Consider the following 21,049-nt stretch of genomic DNA (forward strand, 5'->3'; position numbering starts at 1 on the left):
GATGAGAAACTCCGCGTTCCTGGCGATGGGGGCCGCCCTGCTGATCCTTCAGTCGAACCTGTTCCGTCTCATCGGCAAGCTGAACATCCCGGGCTCCACGCCGAGCCTTCTCCTGCCGCTCGTCGTGTTCATGGGGGTGCACGAGTACTCGATCGCGCGGGGCGCCGCGCTCGCGTTCCTGCTCGGGTACCTGCTCGATCTCTTCACCGGCGCGCCGGTCGGCCTGTTCACCTTCATCACCGTCGCGACCTTCGTCGTGTCGCGGGCGGCCGGCGTGCGGCTCGCCGCGCAGACGCTCCTCACGAAGATCGCGCTGGCCTTCGTCTTCGGCCTCGTCGAGGGGGTGCTCATCGTGATCCTCACCGCCATCTTCGGGGGCGACGCGGCGCGCACCCGCGCGCTCGCCCGGCTCGTCGCGCCGCACGCTGTCTCCACGGCGCTGTTCGCGCCGTTCGTCTTCCGGCTGGCCGAGCGCGTGCACCAGGCGACGATCAACGTCCCGCGGCCAGGGGAGAGCCCGCGGTGAGCCTGCTCGTCCAGCGCTCCGACGTGAGCGAGTTCCGCCGGCGCTTCCGGTGGATCGCGCTCGGCATGGTCGTCGGCTTCATGGTGCTCCTCGGGCGCCTGTTCTACCTGCAGGTCCTCGAGGTCGACGAGAACAAGGCCATCGCTCGCGAGAACATCGTCCGGCGCGTGACGCTCGCGACCACGCGCGGGATCATCCGGGACAGGAACGGCAAGGTGCTCGCGGCGAGCCGGCCGTCGTACAACGTCTACGTCGTCCCGCGGCGCCTCGACATGGAGACGATCTGGCCGAAGCTCGTCGAGTACCTCGGCGTCGGGATCGAGGAGCGCGCGAGGCTCGAGGCGCTGATCACCTCGATCCGCGCCGACGAGGGCCCGCGCAAGAACCAGCAGATCCTGCTCAAGGAGGACATCTCGCGCGACGCCGTGGCGACCTTGGCGACGCACGACGCCGAGCTGCCGGGGGTCGACGTGGTGCCCGTCCCGGTGCGCTACTACCCATACGAGGAGGTCGGCTCGCACGTCCTCGGCTACATGGCCGAGGTGGACGCCGAGCGGCTCCCGTCGCTCCGCAGCATCGGGTACATCGAGGGCGATCGCATCGGCGTCACCGGCATCGAGCGCGCCTGGGAGAGCTACCTGCGCGGCACGCGCGGCTGGGAGAAGGTGCTCGTCGACGCCAGGGGGCGGCGCAGGACGGGCGGCGACGGGATCATCGAGGAGCCGCGGCGGGTGGACCCGATCCCCGGCCGCGATCTCCGGCTGACGCTCGACGCCGACATCCAGAAGGCGATCGACAAGGCGATGCGCGGCGAGCTCGCCGGCGGCGTCGCGGTCATCGACGTGCGCACCGGGCGGATCCTCGGGCTGTACTCGAAGCCCGGCTACAACCCGAACGCGCTCTCCGGCGGCTCGGGGAAGCAGGTCATCCGCGACGCGTTCCGGCGGCTCTACTCCGATCCGCTGAAGCCCGCGCTCGACAAGACGCTGTCCGGGGCGTACCCGCCCGGCTCGACGTTCAAGCCGTTCACCGCGCTGGCGGCGCTCGAGAAGGGGCTCATCGATCCCCGCCAGTCCTCGCGGTGCCGGGGCGCGCTGACGTTCGGCAAGCGCACCTTCCGGTGCACGCACGTGCACGGGCCGGTCGCGATGCAGCAGGCGATCGCCGAGTCGTGCAACGTCTACTTCTACCGGCTCGCGGCGGAGTACGGCGTCGGCATGGACGTCATCGCGGAGATGGGCCAGCGCTACGGGCTCGGCGCGCGGACGGGGCTCGGCATCAACGCCGAGGCGGGGGGCAGGATGCCCACCCGGGCGTGGATGACGCTCCGGAACAAGGGCCAGTTCCGCCTCGGGTTCGGCCTGAACGCGGCGATCGGCCAGGGCGCGACGACGGTCACGGTGCTCCAGCTCGCGCTCGCGTACGCGGCGCTCGCGAACGGCGGTACCCTGTACCAGCCGCAGATCGTGCGGGCCGTCGAGACGAGCGCCGGCACGGTCGTCCAGGAGTTCACGCCGCGCGTGCGCCGCCAGATCGACATCCGGCCGGAGAACCTCTCCCTCGTGCACCGCGCGATGGTCGCCGGCGTGAACGAGGAGGGCGGCACGGCGTTCAAGGCGCGCGTCGCGGGCGTGGAGATGGCGGGCAAGACGGGGACCGCGCAGGTCTCGCACCGGCTCACCCGCGGCGTCGAGGCCGAGCGGGTCTGGTACTTCAACCGCGAGCACGCCTGGTTCGCCGGCTACGCGCCGGCGCGCTCGCCCGAGGTCGCCGTGGTCGTGCTCGTCGAGCACGGCGGCACGGGCGGCAAGCACGCGGCGCCGGTCGCCTTCGAGGTCGTCCGCGCGTACCAGGAGCTCGCGAAGGAGCGCCGCGGCGGCCCGAACGAGGGGCCGCGCGCGGGCAAGAGCAGCGCGGGCCGCGCGCCCGCCGCGTCGGGGCGCGCGCCATGATCCGGGGTGACTCTCTCTCTTCGCGCGATCGCGATCATTTCGACTGGCCGCTCTTCATCGCCGCGGTGGCCATCGCGGTGCTCGGCGTCGTCAACCTCTACAGCGCGACGAGCGTCTACTCCGGTGCGCGCGCGGAGCTCTACATCAGCCAGGTGTACTGGCTGTTCGTGGGCGGCATCATCGGCGGCGTGCTGATCGCGCTCGACTACCGGCACCTCGAGCGCCTCGGCTACGTGCTCTACACGTTCGGCGTCTTCTCGCTGGCGCTCGTCTTCGTGCTCGCGCGCGACGTGCGCGGCTCCGCCCGGTGGATCGAGTTCGGCGCGTTCCGGTTCCAGCCCAGCGAGTTCATGAAGGTGTTCCTGGTCATCGCGCTGGCGAAGTTCCTGCACGACGATCCGCGCAACGAGGGCCGCACCCTCCGCGATCTGGCGATCCCGGCGGCGCTGACGGCGGTCCCTGCGCTCCTCGTGCTCAAGCAGCCCGATCTGGGGACGGCGCTCATCCTCGTGTTCGTCTTCCTGACGATCGCGGCGGTCACGCGCGTGCGGTGGAGGAGCGCCGCGCTGTTCGTCGTGTCCATCGCGGTGGCGATCCCGATCGTCTGGGAGTACGTGCTGCTCGACTACCAGCGCGCGCGCGTGCTCGTGTTCCTCCACCCCGAGGAAGATCTCCTGCACCGCGGCTGGCACGCCCACCACTCGCGCGTCGCGATCGGCAATGGCGGTCTGTTCGGCAACGGGTACCTCCGGGGCACGCAGAACCAGTTCCTCTTCCTGCCGGATCAGTTCTCCGACTTCCCGTTCCCTGTCTTCGCCGAGGAGTGGGGGTTCGTCGGGGGCGTGGTGCTCGTGTGCCTGTATGCGTTCCTGGTCGTGTGGGGGATCCGCATCGCGTCGATGGCGAAGGACCGCTTCGGCGCGGTGCTCGGCGTCGGCTGCGCGGCGATCATCTTCTGGCACGCGGTCATCAACCTCGGCATGACCTCGGGCGTTCTGCCGGTCGTCGGCGTCGGGCTGCCCCTGTTCTCGTACGGCGGATCGAGCGTGACCACGGTGATGGTGGCGATCGCGCTCCTCATGAGCGTGTCGATGCGCCGCTACTCCGGCGTCGCCTCGCTCGATCGGCTGTGATGGCGCGCCGTACGGACCGCGTCAGATCGCGCTTTCGGCGAGCCGCGCTTCGACGACGAACGCGAAGGCCTTGAGCGCGTCGCGCTCGGTGATCTCGCCGCCAGCGCGCGCTCTGCGGACCACGGCGCGAAAGCCGAGGTAACGGCGCCCGTCCAGGCCGAGCAGCGCCGGCACCGTTGCGGGGTCGCGCGCCGTGCCGCTCGATCCCGCGAGCTCCGCCGCTTTGTCGAAGATCGCCGCGACGAGCGCGTCGCAGCGCTCGATCGCCACGGCATACCCCTCCGCGGCGATCGCCGCCTCGATCTCCGCGATCGCCTCCCGCTCGGCGGTTGGCCAGAGCGCGACGAACGAGAGGCCCGGCTGGGCGAGGTGCTTCGTCGCCGCGGACGGGCCGTCCGCGCGCGCGGTCGCCGGAGCGTCCGCCGGCGCGGCCAGCCTCCGGGCCGCGAGCTGCAGAGACGACGAGAGCCCGCGGCTCACCGGATCCCTGACGCCGGCGCTGCGCGGCGCGAGCTCGACACCAGGCGATGCCTTCGCGCCGGGCGCGGCCGCGCCCTCGCTCGGATCGCCGATCGTCGAGTCCGGTGGCATCGTCGACCACGGCTTGCTGGGCGGCGCGAGGCGCGAGATCACCGCGTCGAGCGGCGCCGACGGCGGCGGCGACGCGTCGCGAAGGGCGGTGGCGAGCCCGCCCTCGATCGCGTCGAACCCGCCCAGCCCGCTCCCCATCGCGTCGGGCAGGCGGCTCTCGAACGCGCGAAGGACCGCGGCGCTGATCTCCTCGAGCCCCTCGTACAGGCCGAGCCCCGTCTTCGCCGAGGTGGCCAGCGAGGAGACGCGCGACGGGTTCAACATCGCGTCGAGCTCCGAAAGCGGCAGCAAATCAGGCAAATCGCGCTTGTTGTGCTGGAAGATGTGCGGGACGTGATCGAGCGCCCGCCCCTGCTCGGCGAGGTTTTCGCGCAGGTTCTCCATGCTCTCCAAGTTGGCGTCGGCGCGCACGGCCTGCGAATCGCTGACGAACACGATGCCGTCGGCGCCCGTGAGCACCAGCTTTCGGGTCGCGTTGAAGTAGACCTGCCCTGGCACCGTGAAGAGCTGGAGCCTCACGTTCATCCCGCGCAGCTGCGGGAGCCGGACCGGCAAGAAGTCGAAGTAGAGCGTTCGATCGACCGGCGTCGCGAGGGAGACGAGCTTGCCGCGGTACTCGGGCTTCGCCGTGGCGTGCAAGTACTCCAGCGTGGTCGTCTTCCCGCCCAGGCCGGGCCCGTAATAGACGATCTTGAAGACGAGCTCGCGCGACAGTGGGTTCACCGACGCCATGGGCGCCGGCGACGATACACGAAAAGGCGGACGAGGGCGCTGGGGCGTGCGCGGGCGCATGAAAGCCCGCCGCGCGCCCCGCGTGCCCGCCAGGGCGGATCGCCGGCGGAGCGCCCCGCGCGGCGCTCCGTCAGCGGAGCCCGACGAGCGGCTCGAACTTGTCCTTCTGGCCGATCTGGAGCAAGAGCGCGACCTGGCCCCGCTGCGCCTGGAAGTAGTCGAGCCGCAGCCGGTGCGTCCCCTCCGTGAGGCGGGCCTCGCCGTCCACGGTCTTCGCGCTGTGGACGCCGTCGTTCGCGACCACGCGTTTGTCGTCGATGTAGAGGATCGCGCCGTCGTCCGAGGTGAGCCTGAGCTGGAACACGCCTTCCTGGGGCGCCTTGAACTCGCCCTCGAACCGGATCGCGAACCACTCGTTCTGCGAGAGCGCGCCAGGGAAGCCGCCGGAGAAGTCCTGCGACTTCACCTCGAACTTGTCCGTGTACAGCACAGCGAACGGCACGAGCCCGTCGAAGCTCGGGAGCTTCTGGGTGTTCTCGGGGAGCACGTAGGCGAGCCCCCGGAAGGCGCCGCCTTCCCCGTTGCCGAACGCGTTCGGGGCGGTGATGCGCGGCGCGTTGTTCGTGGGCAGGCGCCACTTCTGGGTCCTGCGGCGCTCCGGCTCCGGGTCGGGCTTGGCCGGCTTGCGCGACCGGGAGGCTTTCTTCGCGGGCGGCGGGGGCGGCGGCGAGGCCTCTGCCGGCGTGTTGCCGCTCTGGATGGTGACATGGCAGCCGCTGAGGAGAGACGCGGCAAGCACGCACGAGGCGATGTGCGACGAGGTTCGGACCATGACGTCTCCTGGGAGGGAACGGGCGGATTGGCCCGTCCCCACGTGAATGCGAGGATGGCGCTTAGACGTTCGAGCCGTGCGCCGCAATCAGCGTCACGTCGCGTCAGGGGCCCCCGGCGCGAGCGAGCCTGCCGGCCGAGGGCCGAGCGCCTCGAGCGCGTCCTCGGGAGGCCGCTTGGACTGGCCGTGCAGCGCGGGCCCGGGCGCCTCCAGCCGCGCGTTCCCGTCGAGCGATTCCGCGGCGCGCCAGACCGGCGAGCGCTGGGCGAGCACGAGCGCGGCGAGGCAGGCGAGCACGCTGGCGAGCGCGCCGGCGTTCATCACGCCCTCGTACCGGCCGCGCGCGGGGCCCGCGTAGCCCAGCCCGAGCAGCGCGCCGCTGGCCAGGCCCCCGATGTGCGCAGCGTTGTTGATGCGAACGCCCGTGCCCGATGCGTTCACGACGAAGCCGAAGAGGACGATGTAAAACACGGCCTGGAGCGCGAGGTCCTTCCATCGCGGGTCGCGGCGGCGGAGCAGCCAGCCGAGCAGGAGGCCCATCACGCCGAACACGGCGCCGCTCGCGCCCGCGGTGCACACGACCTCGGGCTGCACGACGAGGTTCCATGCGGCGCTCGCGCCGAAGCCGCACAGGCCCGTGAGCACGTAGGTGATCGCGAACCGCGCCGAGCCGACGGCGGGCTCGGCGGCGCGGGCGAGCATGCCGAGCGTCACCATGTTCATGCCGAAGTGGAGGACGCCCATGTGCACGAAGACCGCAGAGAGCAGCCGGAACGGCTCGAAGGGCGCGCCGGGCACGAGGAGGAGCGCGCCGAAGCGGAGGTAGCTCGACGCGTCCCACGGCGAGAGAAGGCCGAGATCGCGGGAGTGCGCGGCCATCAGCTGGCCGACGAACACGAACGCCGTGAGCCCGCCCAGGATCTTGGTCGCGAGCAGGCTTCGCCCGTCGAGGCGTCCTCTGGTCGGCGCGGCGTGGGCAGGACGCGCGAGGAGCGGCGCGCCGCAGCGGATGCATCGGCTGAAGTCGCCGCCGTTGAGGGCGCCGCAGCGCGCGCAGTGCAGCGAGCGCCTCCGTTCGCCGGACGGACCCGCCGTCACAGGGCGGTCCCGAAGCGCTGCCCGAAGCCGGGGTGTTGGAGGGACCTGAACGCTGTATCGAGGGTCACCTGGGCTCCTTTCACGTCGGACGCTCCGCGTGGAGGCCGGCACAATGTGGCGGCTCCTGGCCGTAAGGTCCACGGCTTTGGGCCGTTGTCGAGGGGTGAATGCCGTGGCCCTCCCGCGCTCGGTTTCGCCTGCGGTTCCGCCTGCCGGTGCGCGCGCCCTCCTCGCCGGGGGCGCGCGGCGGCCCGACAGCGGCGCGCGGGGGCTCCTCGACCGCGGGGCGCGCCGGCCCGAGAGGGGCGCGAGGCGGACACCGGTGCGCTCCGTTCTGCGTCCGGGTATCGTCGCCGCTGTGACGGCGGTGGCAGCAGCGAGGCCCGATCTCGAGGCGGAGCGCCTGCTGTGCGAGCGCGCCGCGCAGGGCGATCGCCTCGCGCTCGGGCAGCTGCTCCGCAAGTACGGGCCGGCGCTGTACCGCGCGGTGCTGTTGCCCCGCCTCGGCTCCGACGCGGCCGCGCAGGACGCTCTGGCCGAGACGTACGCGCGCGTGATCGAGCGGTTCTACCAGTTCCAGTGGCAGAGCTGCGGCATCTATCCCTGGCTCCGCGTCATCGCGCTGCGCATCGCGCTCGACATGCTCCGCGCGCGCCGCCGCGAGGCGCTCTTCGAGCCCGAGGATCTTCAGCGCGAGATCGACGCCGCGGAGACCGACCTCACCGCGCGTGGAGAGGCCGAGCTCTGCGAGAAGCGCGATCTCGCCGACGCGCGGGCGCGTGTCGAGGACGCGCTCGGGCGCCTCAACCCCCGTTACGCCGAGGCCATCCGGCTACGGGTGCTCGACGAGCGGCCCCGCGACGAGGTGGCCCTCGCGCTCGGCGTCAGCGTGGCGACGTTCGATGTCGTCCTGCACCGCGCCATGACCGCGCTGAAGAAGGCGCTCGCCGCGCCGCGCGCGGAGCGCAAGGAAGGAGCGCGATGAAGCCGCGGCCGCCCTCGGATCCGCGCTCGCCGCCGACCGGCGACGGCCCCCTGGAGCGCCGCGCCGGCGCGGATCGCGGCCGGCGGCTCGCGCTCGTCGCGCCTGCCGCGGAGCCCTTCGCGCCTGCGTCCGACGACGAGCTGCGCGCGGCGCGCGAGCTCGCGGAGGCGCTCGATCGCGGCGAGGTGCCGCTCGCGGACGCGCTCAGGGCGGCGGCCCGCCCCGCCGGGCTCGACAGGGCGGACCACGAGGCGCTGCTCGCGCGCGCGCTCGGTGACGAGGGCGCGCCGCCGACCAAGGCCGAGCTGCGCGCCGCCGAGCGCCTGCGGGAGGCGATCGAGCCCCGCGCCGCTCTCGGCGGTCGGCCGGGGCATGGCGGAGGCTCCGGGGGCGAGGGGGCGCTCGGTGCGCCTGACGAGCTCGCGGAGCTCGCGGAGCTCGCTGTTGCGCTCCGGGCCGCGTGGCGTCCGGCGGCGCTCCCGGAGCTCCGGGGGCGCGCGCTCATCGACCAGGCCTTCCGCGCCTCGCCCGCGCGCGGCTCCCGGCGCATCGCGCCTGTGACGATGGCGGCGCTCTCGACCCTCGCCGCGGCCGCGGCGGCCGTGGCGCTGATCTTCGGCCAGAGCAGGGAGGAGCGCGCCTCCGTCGCGCGCGCGCCCGCGGCCGCCGCTCCGGCCGCGGCGGTCGCCGCGCGGCCCCTGCTGATCGAGGCGCGCTCGACCGCCGCGCTCTTCGATCCGGCCGCGCCCTTTCCTCGGGAGGGCGGTCAGACGGAGCGGATCGACCGCATCGCCGCCGCGCGCGCGTCGGATCTACGCCAGAACCGCTACGCGGCCTGGGGGGTGCGCTGATGCGGGGCTCGCACCTCGTCGCCATCTGCCTGGGGCTCCTCGCAGCGGCGCACTTCGGGTGCTCCCCGAACGACGAGCGGGCGCGCGCTGCCGGGGACCCGGGCGATCCGGCGTGCGCGTGCGCCCCGGCCCAGGTCGTCGATCCCACGCTCCTCGCCTTCCTCTCGAGGGCGCGCGCAGCGCACCATGCCGCCGACGTCGCGCTCGGCGCGGGCGATCGCGCCGCTGCGCTCCGCGCCCTGGAGGGGATCATCGCCGCGCCGAGGCCGCCGGGGGCGCCGCCGGAGGTCGCCGAGGTGACGGCGGATACGTACGCCCGGCTGGCGGAGCTCCGGAGCGAGGCCGGCGAGTTCGACGCCGCGGCGCGCGACATCGACGCGGGCCTCCGGTTGGCGCCGGCGCCTTCTCATTATCAGGGCCACCTCTACGAGGTCGCGGGGGTTGTCGAGGAGCGCCGCGCGAAGGCGCTCGAGGCGAAGGGGGATCGCGAGGCGGCGACGCAGGCCCGCGCGCGGGCGGTCGGGCTGCTGGAGCGGGCGATCTCGATCCAGGACCAGGTGATCACCGAGGCCCTGAAGGGCCCCGGGGAAAAGCCGCGCTGAAGGGCGCGCTCACCGTGGTCTGCAATTGCGACGGGCGCGCGTTCGTCGTTAGACTCGAGCGGGAGGGGGCCGCTGCTCGACCCGATGACGTTGCGTGTTCCAAGGCCGAAGCCCGGGTACGATCTCAAATCGCTCCCGCTGAAACCCGCGGAGGCGTTCCTCCTGTCCCGGATCGACGGCGTCCTGACGGATCGGGATCTGTCCTTGATCACGGGAATGTCGCACGGCGATACCGTCGAGGCGCTGCGCCGCCTGCGGGACCTCGGCGCGATCCTCCTGGACGGGGAGCCCTCCGGACAGCCTCCGCCGCGGGACGCCGCGCGGCGCGCGGCCGCGGTGGATCCGGAGAAGACGATGCCGTCCGGGTCCGAGGCCGCCCCGCTCGGCCGGGACGCGCTGCAGCACATGGAGTCCCTGCCGCTCTACGATCCCGCCGAGCTCGACGAGCCGGTCGAGCTCGCCCCCGACCGGAAGCGGCGCATCCTCGACCTCTACTACCGCCTCGAGGATCTCAGCTATTACGCGCTGCTCGGCGTCGCGGATCAAGCGGACAAGAAGCAGATCAAGAGCGCCTACTACCAGCTCGCGCCGGAGTTCCATCCGGACACCTACTTCCGGAAGCAGCTCGGCTCCTACAAGCCGAAGATCGAGGCCATCTTCACGCGCATCACGCTGGCGCACGACACGCTGACGTCGAAGCAGCGGCGCGCCGAGTACGACGCGTACCTCGAGCAGACCCACAAGAACCGGACGATGGCGGCGCTGATCGAGCAGACGCCGCGCGACATCGCCACGATCACGACCGCCGTCGACGCCACGGTGCGCGCCGCGTTCGCCGATCCCCGCGACATGGGCGCGTCGCCCGGGCGTTATTCCTCCGAGCGCGCGCCCGCAGAGCAGGGCGCGTCCGCTGCGTCCTCCGGCGCCGCCGCGCCGGTTCAGCCGTCGCCTGCGCCGCCCGCAGGAGGCTCGCCCGACAACGGAGGCGCGCCGGCGCGGAGCGCAGCGCCGCCCTCGCCTGTCGCGCCTGCTCCCACCGCCAAGGACCGGCGTGAGACGTTCGCGCGCAAGCTCACCGGAGGCCTGAGGCGCCATCCGCCGGGGGCGCCCTCTGCCTCGGCGACCGCTGCGTCCGGGGCGGCTCCAGCGCCGGCCGCTGCGACCGCTGCGCCTCGGGCGGCCACCCCGCCGGCTGCGTCGACCGTTGCGCCTGGAACGGCCGTCGCGCCAGCTGCCTCGGCAGGCGCCCCTGCAGCGCCGCCGAAGACCCCTTCCGGCGTGCGTTCGCCGGAGTCGATACGGGCGGTCGAGGCGCTCAAGGCGCGTTACGAGAACGCCCGCAACGATGCGCTCCGGAGCCAGATCGCGCGGTACTCCGAGGTGGCTCGGGCCGCGCTCGAGCGGAGCGAGTTCGCGAGCGCGGCCAACGCCTACCGGATCGCCGCGTCGCTGGCTCCGGAGGACGCCGAGCTCCAGAGGGCGTCGGCCGAGGTGGAGCGCCTCGCGGCGGTGGCGCTGGCGGACGGCTACCTCAAGCAGGCCGAGTACGAGGCACAGAACGGCCGCTGGGTCGATGCGGCGCTGAGCTATGTGAAGGTGTGCAACGGCCGCCCGGACGACGCCGGCGCGCACGAGCGGGTCGCGTACGCGACGCTCCAGGCCGGGGAGAGCACGCGGCGGGCGGTGGAGTTTGCGCGGCGGGCGGTGGAGCTCGTGCCCGCCTCCGTGGAGTACCGGCTCACGCTCGCGCTGTCGTACGCGGCCGCGGGGCTCGCGAAGAGCGCGGCCGGCGAGCTCGAACGCGCCGCCGAGCTCGCAGGGAACGATGGTAGGCTGCGCGGCCTCGTCGCGCAGGCGCGCGAACAGGCCAAACAGCAGGGGAAGCAAGTCTAGCGCCGGCCCTTACAGAAGGCGCGCCGGCCTCGGGCAGGCCCGGGGCGGCGCCTTCCGCAGGGACGGCGCACGATTGGCCCGCTCGGCTCCGCGAAACGGTCTAGCATCGTGGCCTCAGCGGCCGTTCGGGCCGAAGATCACAAGAGGAGCAGCGGCATCGATGGAGCGTGTCATCGGCATTGACCTTGGCACCACGAACTCGTGCGTTGCCATCGTCGAGGAGGGCGTCCCGACCGTCATCCCGAATCGCGGTGGGTACAAGACGACGCCGTCCATGGTCGCGATCACCGAGGCCGGCAAGCGGCTCTGCGGGCACATCGCGAAGCGGCAGGCGATCACCAACGCCGAGAACACGGTCTACGCCGCGAAGCGGCTGATCGGCCGCAAGTGGTCGTCCCCGCAGGTGAAGAACGCGATCCTGACCGCCTCGTACAAGATCGTCGAGGGGCCGCACGGCGACGTCCGCATCCAGCTGCGCGACAAGACGTACTCGGTCCCCGAGATCAGCGCGATGGTCCTCCAGGAGATGAAGCTGTTCGCCGAGGACTACCTCAACGAGCCGGTCTCGAAGGCGGTGATCACCGTCCCCGCCTACTTCAACGACAACCAGCGGCAGGCGACGAAGGACGCGGGCCAGATCGCGGGGCTCGACGTCATCCGCATCGTCAACGAGCCGACGGCGGCGGCGCTCGCGTACGGGTTCGGCAAGAACGTCGAGAAGACGATCGCCGTCTTCGACCTCGGCGGCGGCACGTTCGACATCTCCGTGCTCGAGATCGGCGCGGGCGGGGTCTTCAAGGTCATCGCCACGGCGGGGGACACGTTCCTCGGCGGCGAGGACTTCGACGCCCGCGTCATCGACTGGCTGGTGCAGGGCTTCAAGGAGCAGCACGACGTCGATCTGCGGCAGGACCGGATGGCGCTCCAGCGGCTCAAGGACGCTGCCGAGAAGGCGAAGTGCGAGCTGTCCAGCGTCCTGGAGACCGAGATCAACCTTCCGTTCATCATCTCGAGCGCGCGGAACGAGGCGTTGCACCTCCAGCGGACGCTCTCGCGGGCCACGCTGCAGGAGCTGTGCGAGGACCTCGTCGAGCGGTGCATCGAGATCTGCAGCCAGACGCTCGAGGACGCGCGGCTCGATCGCGACGAGATCGAGGACGTCGTGCTCGTCGGCGGCATGACGCGCATGCCGAGGGTGCAGGAGGCGGTGCGCGACTTCTTCGAGCGCGAGCCGTGCAAGGGGGTGCACCCCGACGAGGTGGTCGCGCTCGGCGCGGCGGTGCAGGGCGCGGCGCTCGTGGACGAGACGAAGCAGATGATCCTGCTCGACGTCACGCCGCACGCGCTCGGCATCATGACGTTCGGGTCGAACTTCGAGGAGCTCATTCCGCAGAACACCACGGTGCCCACGAGCCGGTCGAAGATCTTCACGACGAGCCGCGACAACCAGACCGCCGTGAAGATCCTCGTCATGCAAGGCGAGCACCAGAAGGCGACGGACAACGAGCTGCTCGGCGAGTTCATCCTCACGGGCCTGCGCCGCGCGCCGAAGGGGCAGGTCGAGATCGAGGTCACGTTCGAGATCAACAGCGACGGCATCGTCTCGGTGAGCGCGAAGGATCTGGAGACGGGCCAGCAGCAGTCGATCCAGGTGACCGCGTCGAGCGGCCTCACGAAGGAGGAGGTCGGCGAGATGATGGAGGCGGCGAAGGAGTACCTCGTCGATCGCCGCGCGAGCGACCAGTTCGAGGGCGTCCGGCAGGAGGCCGAGAAGCTCATCGCCGAGATCGAGCGGATGTTCCCGCAGGTCGAGCAGATCGTGGCGTCCAGCGACTTCGGCCGCGACGCCATCGGCAAGGCGCGCGGGATCGTGGATCGCTCGCGTCAGGCCATCGGCCGGCGCGACGCCGCCGCGGTCAAGGAGCAGATGGAGGCGCTCTCGCGCACCCACCGGATGTTCAAGGGCGTCGTAGCCAGGCCACAGGGGTGATGGGTGGCCGCGATGAGGGAAGACGATGCGGTCGGTGCCGCCTGACTCCAAGACCCTGGACTCCTCCTGGGGGCTCGACGAGGTGGACGAGCTCGAGGACACCCAACCGGTCGCCTCGGAGGAGCTCCTCGCGCTCGCCGCGCTCGCCCGCGAGGAGAATGGCTCACCGCGCATGGAAACCCCGCCCGCCGGCACGCCCCTGCTGCCGGACGGCGAGGGCAAGATCACGCTCCCGCCGCCGATCCCGGTCAGCGACTACGTGGCAAAGATGATGACCCGCCGCTCTCACTCGAGCTCCGAGATCACCGCCCAGCGGCAGCGCCCTCCGGAGGCCTTTCCCCCGGAGGGGTACCCGCCCGTCCCGCCGCCGCGCAGGACGATCCCGTGGGAGCCGCCGCCCGGCTCCTCGTTCTCGAGCAAACACGGCGCTCCCGGCCGAGAGGGGGCGAGGCTCGGCCTGGAGTGCGACGAGCCCGGGGTCCCGTCGCGGCCGGGCGGGCGGATGGGGTTCGGATCGCTCGACGCCGAGCGCGACTTCGGCGCGGAGCTCGACGACGATCTCCTGCGCGAGCCGAGCCAGCCGTACCCGCGCAGCTTTGGCGAGATCGACGTCTTCGGCGGCCCGCCGGTCGACGCGCGGGACGTCCACGTCCCCCCGGCCGCGAAGGGGCGCGTCCCTCGTCCGGACGACGGCGGGCCGCTGGGCATCGATTTCCGCCTCGATCTCGGGTTCGAGGAGCCGGGCCCGCCGATGGACGAGCCGCCGATCACGCCGCCGCCCGGCACGCTCCGTTACGGCCTGCTCGTGGAGGATGACGAGTCCGCGTTCCGCGGCGGGACGGGGGCGCTCGCCGGTTCGACCTCGTACAGGGTCTCGGGCGAGGCGCAGGGCGCGGCGCGCGCTCCGCGCCGATCCGAGACCGAGCGCGCGCCTGCGGCCGTCGCGAAGGCCGACAAGGGGGTTCATTCACGCGCGACCGAGCCCCAGCTGAGCGCCCAGGGGCCGCGGGAGCAGATGCAGCACCGGTTCGATCAGGGCGATTTCGGCGGAGCGCTCGTCCTCGCGGAGGGCCTGCTCGAGGAGAACCCGAAGGACTGGATGGCGCGGCAGTACGCGGACAGCTGCGTCGAGACGCTCCGGCAGATGTACCAGTCGCGCCTCGGAGACGGCTCGCGCGTGCTGCGGCTCGCGGTGCCCCCGGATCAGCTCCGCTCGCTGAACCTCGATCACCGCGCGGGCTTCCTGCTCTCGTGCATCGACGGCTACAGCTCGATCGACGAGATCCTCGACGTGTCGGGCATGCAGACGCTCGAGGCCTTGCGGCTCCTGTACGAGCTTGTGCAGGAGGGGATCGTCTGCAGCGTCTAGGCGCCGGCCTCGCCTGACGTCGCGGCGTCGCCTCATCGTTCCGAGCGGGCCGCCGCGTCCCCAGAGCCGCCTTTCCGCGACGGCGCAAGCTCGCTAGGTTGCACCGGTGCGCACGGCTCTCCAGGCCGCTGTCGGTCTCCTCCTCGCGCTGCTCGCCGGCCGCATGGGCGCGTCGCTCCTCTCGACGATCCAGCCGATCGAGCCCGACGCTCCGGCGCGGCGGTCCCCGTCCGCTCCCTCCGGCGCCAGCGCCGCGCCGGCGCTGGCAGCTCCGGCGCCCGCGCCTCCGCCGGACGCCGAGCTCGCGGCGCACGCCGATCCTGTCGCGAGCTACACGCTGCGCGCGAGCCTCGATCCGGCGCAGCACACGATGCACGGCGAGGGCACGCTGGTCTGGCGGAACGCGTCGCGCGAGCCGCAGCGCGAGCTGTTCGTCCACCTCTACCTGAACGCCTTCAAGGACCAGCGCACCGTGTTCCTCCGCTCGTCCATCGACGGCTTTCGCGGCGGCGAAATGCTGTACGATTACGGGCATATCCAGGTGACCCGCTTCGCGGTTCGCGAGATGGATGGCGCGGACGTCTGGCCTCGGGGGAAGCCCACGACGCCTGGCGATCGCGACGACGAGACCGACATCCGGGTGGAGCTGCCGCGGGCCGTCGCTCCGGGCGAGGCGATCACGATCGATCTCGCGTGGGACGCGGACCTCCCGTCGCTCGCGCTCAGGACGGGTCACTACGGGAGCTTCCACATGGTGGCGCAGTGGTTTCCGAAGATCGCGCGCCTCGAGCCCGACGGGAGCTGGGCGCACTTCCCACACCACCGGCTCTCGGAGTTCTACGCCGACTTCGGGGCGTACGACGTGACGGTCGACGTCCCGGAGCGCTTCGCGGTCGGGGCGACCGGCCGGCTCGTGGAGGAGCGGCGGGCGGACGGGCGAGCGCTCCGCCGGTTCGTGCAGGAGGACGTGCACGACTTCGCCTTCGCCGCGTGGGACCGCTTCCGCGAGCTGCGCGCCACGACCGATGACGGCGTCGCGATCCGGTGCCTCTTCCCCGAAGGAAGCGAGCGCGAGGCGGCGCTGGAGATCGACCTTGTCCGGTTCGGCCTCGAGCGCTTCGGCGCGGCGTTCGGACGCTACCCGTACGGCACGCTCACGATCGTGCACCCGCCGGAGGGCGCCGAGGAGGCGGGCGGCATGGAGTATCCGACGCTCATCACGACCGGCGGCAGCTGGCTCTGGCCCGTCGTGGGCGTGCGCTACGTCGAGGCGGTCACGGTGCACGAGCTCGCGCACCAGTGGTTCTACGGCCTCGTCGCGACGAACGAGCACCGCTACCCGTTCCTCGACGAGGGCCTCACCACCTACGCGGAAGCGGACGCGCTGCGCGCGCGTTACGGCGACGGCTCGGCGGCGCGCCTCCTCGGGCTCGAGATCGACCTCCGCACGCAGTACCGCGCCGACGCGCTCAGGTCGGGCCACAACGGCGCCGTCGCCCAGTCGGCCGCCGGCTTCGTCGACGGGACGGACTACCTCGGGCTGGTGTACGGGAGGCCCGCGGTGCTCCTCGCGACCCTCGCCGGCGTGTACGGCGAGGATCTCGTGCGGCGGGCCGTCGGCCGCTACGCGCGCGAGAACCGGTTCCGGCACCCCGGCCCCGAGGCGCTGCTCGACGCGGTGCGGCGGGAGGTGGGCGACGAGGCGGCCGCGGCGCTCCGCGCCGGGCTCTTCGAGCGCGCCTGGGTCGACTACGCGGTCGGGGCGTTCGACGCGTGGCCCGCGGACGGCGCGGCGCCCGCGCCAGGCGAGGCCGGGATCGACGCGGCGGGTTACCGCGGCCGCGCCGTCGTGCGGCGCCGCGGCTCGCTCGTGCTCCCCGTCGACGTCGCGCTGCACGGCGAGGATGGGAGCGTGCAGCGGGCGCGGTGGGATGCGCGCGAGAGCGTCGCCGAGATCCCTTACGCCGGCGCCTCCCCGCTCGTCGCCGTGGTGATCGACCCCGACCACCGGGTGCTGCTCGACGAGGACCTTGCGAACAACGCGCGCCGATCGCGCCCCGACCTGCTCGCGCCTGGCGTGCTCTCGCGCGCGAGCTTCGCCGTGGGGCTCGCGCTCACGCTCCTCGGGCCATGAGCGCGCCGGCGGAGCAGGGCGCGAGCGATCCGGGCTCGCAGGGGGCCGCGGTGGCCGAGCCAGGGGGCGCGCGGCGTGCGGTGGGGCGCCCCGCCGCGCACGAGCGGCCAGCCGCTGTCGCGCTGTACTTCGGCTACCGGGCGTTCGCCTCGTTCCTCGTCGCGGCGCCGCTGTCCGTCTTCGTGGCCCAGGTCGTCGGCGAGTACCCGCGCGGCGACGCGATCCTCTTCGATCCCGGCGGCCTGATGCTCGGCGAGCTCACGCGTCTCTCGGCGCATGTCGCCGCTGCCCTCGCCACGCAGCTCGGCCTGGGCACCCTGCTGGCAGCCGCGCTCGGCCTGCTCCCGCTCGCGGTGCTCCTCGCCGCGCTGAGCCAGGAGGGACCGCTCTCCGCGCAGGACCTGGGAGGCCGCGCGGCGCGCGCCCTGGGTCCGCTCGCGCTGCTCTGGGGCGTCGCGCTCGCGGCGCAGGTCGCCGCCGCGGCGCTCGTCCTGCTCCCCGGGACGAAGCTCTGCGCGGAGCTCCCGGTCCTGCCGCGCGGCCGCGACCTCGCGGCGATCGCCGTCGCCGCGGCCGCGCTGGTACCTGTCGCGGCCATCGGCCTGCTTCACGATGTCGCGCGGGTCGCTGTGGTCGGCGAGCAGCGCGGCTTCTACACCGCCGTCTCCAGAGGGCTCGACGCGCTGCGTGCTGCTCCGCTCGCGGCCGCCTGGGCCTATGCGTCAAGGGGCGTCCTCGCTGCCGTCGCGCTCGCCGGCGGGGCGTGGGTCATGCACCTCGCCGGGGTCAGCACGGGCCTGCGCGTCGCGGCCGCGCTCGCCGTGCAGCTCGCGGCGTTCGCCGTCGCGGCCTACCTGCGCGCCTCGTGGCTCGCGGCCGCCCTCCGGCTGCTCGATCGCTCCGCCCCCTGAAGAATTCCTTGACATTCGGCCACATCCACGTAACGTAGCCCGCCCGTGAGCGACGCTTCCGGCGTAAGCGCGGGGCCCGCAGCAAGCCCAGGTAGCTCAGTTGGTAGAGCAGAGGATTGAAAATCCTCGTGTGGGCGGTTCGATTCCGTCCCTGGGCACTACTGTTCTCTTTCTTGGACCGGCGAGCAAGCGCCGCCGCACCGTCTTCACACGCTAGCGTGAGCAGCCGTTCCGCACGGCGCAGCCGCTTGTCGTGGGTTCGCGGGTAACTCCGCCTCTCGCCAGCTGGCCTCGTCGGCTCGCTGCGGAAGAGGGCAGGGCGCAGCGGTCTGTTCAGGAGTACTTTCGCGGGTTTGGCCACATCGGGTGACAGTGGAACTTGGTTCCGGTGCGGTAGCGATCCTGATAAGGTGACGGGGGGATCACTCGTTGCAACCTGAACACTCCGGAGGCGCCCCAGGGAACGCGCCTCCTCATGGAGGCTCCCTCATGGCCGATCGTCGTGTCGACTCCTCGCGAAAGAGCTCTCCGGAAACGGCCTCCGCTTCCGACTCGGCGCCGCGGAGCCGGCCGTCCGCGCCAAGTAGCCAGCCCAGCGAGACCGCTCGAAAGAAGAAGATCCTCGTCGTCGACGACTCGCTGACTTCGCTGCTGTCACAGCAGCTGACGCTCGGCGTGGACGACTACGACATTGTCATCGCGCGCAACGGCAAGGAGGCCATCGCGAAGGCGATTGCGGAGCGCCCCGATCTCATCCTGATGGATGTCGTCATGCCGGCGATGGACGGCTTCCAGGCCTGCAGATGGCTCCGCGCGTTCGATGCGACGAAGACCGTCCCGATCATCATGATGACGACGAGGAGCGATCAGACGAGCATCAAGATCGGCTTCGCGAACGGGTGTACCGACTACCTCATCAAGCCTTTCGACAGCAATACGCTGCTCACGAAGGTCCGCACCCACCTAGGCGAATAAGCGATCTCGCCCCCTCGGCGCGTGCGCGGGGCGCGCGGGCCGCCAGAGGCTGGGCTCCGGGAGCCGAGCCGAGCCTCCGCCCACACAGGCGCCCGGCGCCCGTCACGCGGTCAACCCTCAGTTAAGATTGAAGGCGGCCCAGAACTTGAGCCCGGTCGCCAGATCGGCGCAGCCGCTCAGGTTGTCGACCTGTTCGCGGCACCCATCGACGTCGACCGCGCCGCTGCGGCACGCGAACTCGTCATCCACGCAGGAGAGGGCCTCGTCGAACTGCTCCTCGCAGCCCTGCGAAGCCGCCTCGCGCTCGGCGTCTTCGAGGTTGTCCACGCAGTCATCTTCGTCGTCCGGGCTGCAGTCTCCGGTGCAATCGCACCTGTCCTCGCACAGACCCGAGATGGAGGGCCCGCAGCCGGGAAGCATGGCGAGCGCGAGGACGACCGTGAACGAGCAAGCGAGCTTCAACATTGTACCTCCGACTGGTCGCGCGTCGCGCGAGCTACGATGTTGTGGCCTGTCTATCGCGTCCGCGGAGGGGGTACAAGCCGCACGTTCGGCGTCCTGGACGCGCGTGGCGGCGCGTCAAGCCGGGCGCCTCCTGGCGCCTTTGCAGTCCTCGGCGTGCCACGCCGGGGGCGCGTCGCGCGACTCGGTTGCTGCCAGGCATCATGAGCCCGACCCGGGCGTCTGTCTACGGCCGAGCTCGCGCCGAAAACCAGCGGTGTTGGCCACGGGCCCCTTCTCACGCGGGTATTTCCGGAGCCGCCGTCCCTCGCTTCGTTCTGCTCGACGCCCGCGCGGCTCCGTTCAGCTCCGTTCAGTTCCTCACGGCACCATCGGCCTGCGCTGGCCAGAGCCGGCGGAAGCCGACGCCGAGGAGCGCGCCGTCGTCGCGCTGCACCAGGCCGCCGAAGCGGCACTTCTCCACCAGCGTACCTTCGGCGAGATCTCCGCCGTCCTGAAACCGGATGCGCTGGCCCTCGCTCAGGGCCGCAAAGACGCGCGCGTCGGCCGCGACGGCAACGAGCGAGTCCGGCGCGCCGGCGCGCAACGGCGCGAGGTTGGCAGGGCGCGCTCGGTGAACAACGCCCCGACCGGTCACGGCCTGAGCACGGGCCGAGCCTCGAGCTTCGTCCTCGGTGGATGATGTGGTTGTTGTGGTGTCAATCCACACATCGACGGTGGTGCCACGCCTGTACAGGACCACCCCGGGGAGCGCCTCGCCCGCGGCGGTGGTCAGCAGGACCAGCTCGCCCACGCCGGGCTCGGTCGACGCGCGCCCGCCCAGGCGCTCACGCACCGCGTCCACCGTGGGCGTGGTCGATGCAGGCGCCGTGGCGCGATCGGCGCGGCCCCGGTGGAGCAGGGGGAGCGAAAACTTGCGTGTCATCGGCCCCAACCATTCTACGCGAACCGACGCGCCCTCGCTCGGATGCAGCCCTGGAATCCGCGCCTGAAGCCGCCTGCGTGTTTCCAGGCAGGCCGGCGCTCGCGGCCCTCGGTAACCGTCGGTTACATGCCGATGGCGCCGCGGTACATCCACCCCGTCTTGCCGCGGTGCTCGACCTTGTACCAGTCGTTCTGCCGGCCAACGAGCTTGACCCGAGTGCCACGCACCAGCCGCATCACCACATCTCCCTCCTTGGGCGCACCGCGGACGAGCGCAGTATCCCAGCTCACCGTGGCCAGGCCGCTGGCGGCGGTCTCGCTCGTGGTCGTGCCGGCGGTCTGCTCCTGTTCGCCGCCGCCGGCCTCTGCCTTCGCGGTGTCGGCCTGCGCGCCGGGGGGATAGAAGGTGGCAGTGTAAACCAGGGAGTATCGGCGGTACTTGTGCGGGACTTCCTCGAGGGACACGTTCGAGAACTCGCGGGCTGCGCACTGGAGAATGCCGCTGACGGTCGAGGCGGGCAGGCTCGTCTTCTTCCCCTTGACGACCTGGACCTCCTTCTTCTCGAAGTTGAGCTCGAAGCCGATCGGGAGCTTGCCGTCCACGCCGAGCGCCGCCGGACACTGGGCGAGCTCCTTCAGCCGGGGGAGCGCGATCGGATCGAACTGGAGCTCTCCGCAGTCCTCGACCTTCTTGTTCTTCTTGTCGGAGCAGCGCGTGATCCTGCCGGGGCCGACCACGACCTGCTGCTGGTTCTTCGCGGCGGCCTCAGGAGGCTTGGCCTCGGGCTCCGCGGTCCCGGGCGCGGCCGCCGCGGGGGGAGGGGACGCGGGCGCCGCCGTGGCCTCGGCCGTCGCCTTGACGTCGGAGGGCACGCTCGGGCCGATGCGGACGCCGGCGAGCTTGGGCCACGCGACGCCGACGACAAACCCCACCAGCGCGATCACGCCGACCCGTGACCAGACCGGCTGCTCATCGCCGGGACGGGGGATGTCGACCGTCAGCGGGCGCTGCCTCTTCGCCATGTCCGCCTTCGCCATGTCCAGCACGTCGCCTAGCACAGGTGAGCCATCGGAACGAAATAGTCCGTT

At 72.0% G+C, this 21,049-nt stretch carries 18 protein-coding genes and 1 tRNA gene; 13 read left to right on the forward strand and 6 right to left on the reverse strand.

Annotated features, from left to right (window positions below; all coding sequences use genetic code 11):
* Nucleotide 1: 1 nt before the first annotated feature.
* From WMF19_RS14260 to rodA, 3 genes are read left to right on the forward strand one after another with little or no spacing between them, the layout of a single operon-like run.
* Nucleotides 2–526 carry a hypothetical protein gene (locus WMF19_RS14260; protein WP_272103239.1) on the forward strand — a complete coding sequence of 175 codons (525 nt, stop codon included), beginning with the start codon at nt 2–4 and terminating at the stop codon, nt 524–526.
* The gene (gene mrdA, locus WMF19_RS14265) at nt 523–2,478 is read left to right on the forward strand and encodes a penicillin-binding protein 2 (RefSeq protein WP_437899623.1); all 1,956 of its coding nucleotides are present in this window, start codon (nt 523–525) and stop codon (nt 2,476–2,478) included. The genes WMF19_RS14260 and mrdA overlap by 4 nt, the downstream gene beginning before the upstream one ends.
* Entirely contained in the window at nt 2,475–3,611 is a 1,137-nt protein-coding gene (rodA, locus tag WMF19_RS14270; protein WP_437899624.1) for a rod shape-determining protein RodA, read from the forward strand. Before mrdA ends, rodA begins: the two co-directional genes overlap by 4 nt.
* 21 nt (nt 3,612–3,632) lie before the next feature.
* Here the strand turns inward: rodA and WMF19_RS14275 are convergent, their stop codons facing one another.
* The 3 genes from WMF19_RS14275 to WMF19_RS14285 all read right to left on the reverse strand — a co-directional run bounded on the left by WMF19_RS14275 (nt 3,633) and on the right by WMF19_RS14285 (nt 6,864).
* Nucleotides 3,633–4,934, reverse strand: a complete 1,302-nt coding sequence (locus WMF19_RS14275) for a GTP-binding protein (RefSeq protein WP_437899625.1) — start codon at nt 4,932–4,934, stop codon at nt 3,633–3,635.
* A 130-nt stretch (nt 4,935–5,064) separates the two neighbouring features.
* The gene (locus WMF19_RS14280; RefSeq protein WP_437329140.1) at nt 5,065–5,766 is read right to left on the reverse strand and encodes a PA14 domain-containing protein; all 702 of its coding nucleotides are present in this window, start codon (nt 5,764–5,766) and stop codon (nt 5,065–5,067) included.
* A gap of 93 nt (nt 5,767–5,859) precedes the next feature.
* Entirely contained in the window at nt 5,860–6,864 is a 1,005-nt protein-coding gene (locus WMF19_RS14285; RefSeq protein ID WP_437899627.1) for a rhomboid family intramembrane serine protease, read from the reverse strand.
* 322 nt (nt 6,865–7,186) lie between these two features.
* Here WMF19_RS14285 and WMF19_RS14290 point away from each other — a divergent pair, with 322 nt between their 5' ends.
* From WMF19_RS14290 to WMF19_RS14335, 10 genes are all read left to right on the forward strand, one after another.
* On the forward strand, nt 7,187–7,849 hold the full coding sequence (locus WMF19_RS14290) for an RNA polymerase sigma factor (protein ID WP_272103245.1): 663 nt from the start codon (nt 7,187–7,189) through the stop codon (nt 7,847–7,849).
* Nucleotides 7,846–8,700 carry a hypothetical protein gene (locus WMF19_RS14295; protein WP_437899628.1) on the forward strand — a complete coding sequence of 285 codons (855 nt, stop codon included), beginning with the start codon at nt 7,846–7,848 and terminating at the stop codon, nt 8,698–8,700. The genes WMF19_RS14290 and WMF19_RS14295 overlap by 4 nt, the downstream gene beginning before the upstream one ends.
* Entirely contained in the window at nt 8,700–9,302 is a 603-nt protein-coding gene (locus WMF19_RS14300; RefSeq protein ID WP_437899629.1) for a hypothetical protein, read from the forward strand. Before WMF19_RS14295 ends, WMF19_RS14300 begins: the two co-directional genes overlap by 1 nt.
* An 84-nt stretch (nt 9,303–9,386) precedes the next feature.
* The gene (locus tag WMF19_RS14305) at nt 9,387–11,195 is read left to right on the forward strand and encodes a DnaJ domain-containing protein (RefSeq protein WP_437899630.1); all 1,809 of its coding nucleotides are present in this window, start codon (nt 9,387–9,389) and stop codon (nt 11,193–11,195) included.
* A gap of 160 nt (nt 11,196–11,355) precedes the next feature.
* Nucleotides 11,356–13,185: a molecular chaperone DnaK gene (gene dnaK, locus WMF19_RS14310; RefSeq protein WP_272103249.1), complete on the forward strand. Its 1,830-nt coding sequence runs from the start codon at nt 11,356–11,358 to the stop codon at nt 13,183–13,185.
* Between the two features lie 34 nt (nt 13,186–13,219).
* The gene (locus tag WMF19_RS14315) at nt 13,220–14,554 is read left to right on the forward strand and encodes a hypothetical protein (RefSeq protein WP_437899631.1); all 1,335 of its coding nucleotides are present in this window, start codon (nt 13,220–13,222) and stop codon (nt 14,552–14,554) included.
* A gap of 106 nt (nt 14,555–14,660) precedes the next feature.
* Nucleotides 14,661–16,688 (forward strand): M1 family metallopeptidase, encoded by a 2,028-nt coding sequence (locus WMF19_RS14320; RefSeq protein ID WP_437899632.1) that lies wholly within the window; start codon nt 14,661–14,663, stop codon nt 16,686–16,688.
* Nucleotides 16,685–17,599 (forward strand): hypothetical protein, encoded by a 915-nt coding sequence (locus tag WMF19_RS14325; RefSeq protein ID WP_437899633.1) that lies wholly within the window; start codon nt 16,685–16,687, stop codon nt 17,597–17,599. Before WMF19_RS14320 ends, WMF19_RS14325 begins: the two co-directional genes overlap by 4 nt.
* Before the next feature lie 85 nt (nt 17,600–17,684).
* Nucleotides 17,685–17,757 (forward strand) — tRNA-Phe (locus WMF19_RS14330).
* Between the two features lie 331 nt (nt 17,758–18,088).
* A complete protein-coding gene (locus WMF19_RS14335) occupies nt 18,089–18,574 on the forward strand; it encodes a response regulator (RefSeq protein WP_272103253.1) in 486 nt (161 codons plus the stop codon).
* 117 nt (nt 18,575–18,691) lie between these two features.
* Here WMF19_RS14335 and WMF19_RS14340 read toward each other — a convergent pair whose 3' ends face one another.
* The 3 genes from WMF19_RS14340 to WMF19_RS14350 form a co-directional block, all read right to left on the reverse strand.
* Nucleotides 18,692–19,039 carry a hypothetical protein gene (locus WMF19_RS14340; protein ID WP_437329148.1) on the reverse strand — a complete coding sequence of 116 codons (348 nt, stop codon included), beginning with the start codon at nt 19,037–19,039 and terminating at the stop codon, nt 18,692–18,694.
* 349 nt (nt 19,040–19,388) lie between these two features.
* The gene (locus tag WMF19_RS14345; protein WP_437899634.1) at nt 19,389–19,880 is read right to left on the reverse strand and encodes a hypothetical protein; all 492 of its coding nucleotides are present in this window, start codon (nt 19,878–19,880) and stop codon (nt 19,389–19,391) included.
* 203 nt (nt 19,881–20,083) lie between these two features.
* Nucleotides 20,084–20,998 carry an SH3 domain-containing protein gene (locus tag WMF19_RS14350; protein ID WP_437899635.1) on the reverse strand — a complete coding sequence of 305 codons (915 nt, stop codon included), beginning with the start codon at nt 20,996–20,998 and terminating at the stop codon, nt 20,084–20,086.
* Nucleotides 20,999–21,049 lie beyond the last annotated feature (51 nt).

This window comes from Sorangium sp. So ce124, from assembly GCF_051525235.1.
Taxonomy (GTDB): Bacteria; Myxococcota_A; Polyangia; order Polyangiales; family Polyangiaceae; genus Sorangium; species Sorangium atrum.

Bases quoted from the DNA above. Each gene is read 5' to 3' on its own strand.
- WMF19_RS14300 (WP_437899629.1), top strand. From the start codon at position 8,700: ATGCGGGGCTCGCACCTCGTCGCCATCTGCCTGGGGCTCCTCGCAGCG.
- dnaK (WP_272103249.1), top strand. From the start codon at position 11,356: ATGGAGCGTGTCATCGGCATTGACCTTGGCACCACGAACTCGTGCGTT.
- WMF19_RS14275 (WP_437899625.1), bottom strand. From the start codon at position 4,934: ATGGCGTCGGTGAACCCACTGTCGCGCGAGCTCGTCTTCAAGATCGTC.
- WMF19_RS14340 (WP_437329148.1), bottom strand. From the start codon at position 19,039: ATGTTGAAGCTCGCTTGCTCGTTCACGGTCGTCCTCGCGCTCGCCATG.
- WMF19_RS14305 (WP_437899630.1), top strand. From the start codon at position 9,387: ATGACGTTGCGTGTTCCAAGGCCGAAGCCCGGGTACGATCTCAAATCG.
- WMF19_RS14260 (WP_272103239.1), top strand. From the start codon at position 2: ATGAGAAACTCCGCGTTCCTGGCGATGGGGGCCGCCCTGCTGATCCTT.
- WMF19_RS14295 (WP_437899628.1), top strand. From the start codon at position 7,846: ATGAAGCCGCGGCCGCCCTCGGATCCGCGCTCGCCGCCGACCGGCGAC.
- WMF19_RS14350 (WP_437899635.1), bottom strand. From the start codon at position 20,998: ATGGCGAAGGCGGACATGGCGAAGAGGCAGCGCCCGCTGACGGTCGAC.
- WMF19_RS14280 (WP_437329140.1), bottom strand. From the start codon at position 5,766: ATGGTCCGAACCTCGTCGCACATCGCCTCGTGCGTGCTTGCCGCGTCT.
- WMF19_RS14335 (WP_272103253.1), top strand. From the start codon at position 18,089: ATGGCCGATCGTCGTGTCGACTCCTCGCGAAAGAGCTCTCCGGAAACG.
- rodA (WP_437899624.1), top strand. From the start codon at position 2,475: ATGATCCGGGGTGACTCTCTCTCTTCGCGCGATCGCGATCATTTCGAC.
- WMF19_RS14325 (WP_437899633.1), top strand. From the start codon at position 16,685: ATGAGCGCGCCGGCGGAGCAGGGCGCGAGCGATCCGGGCTCGCAGGGG.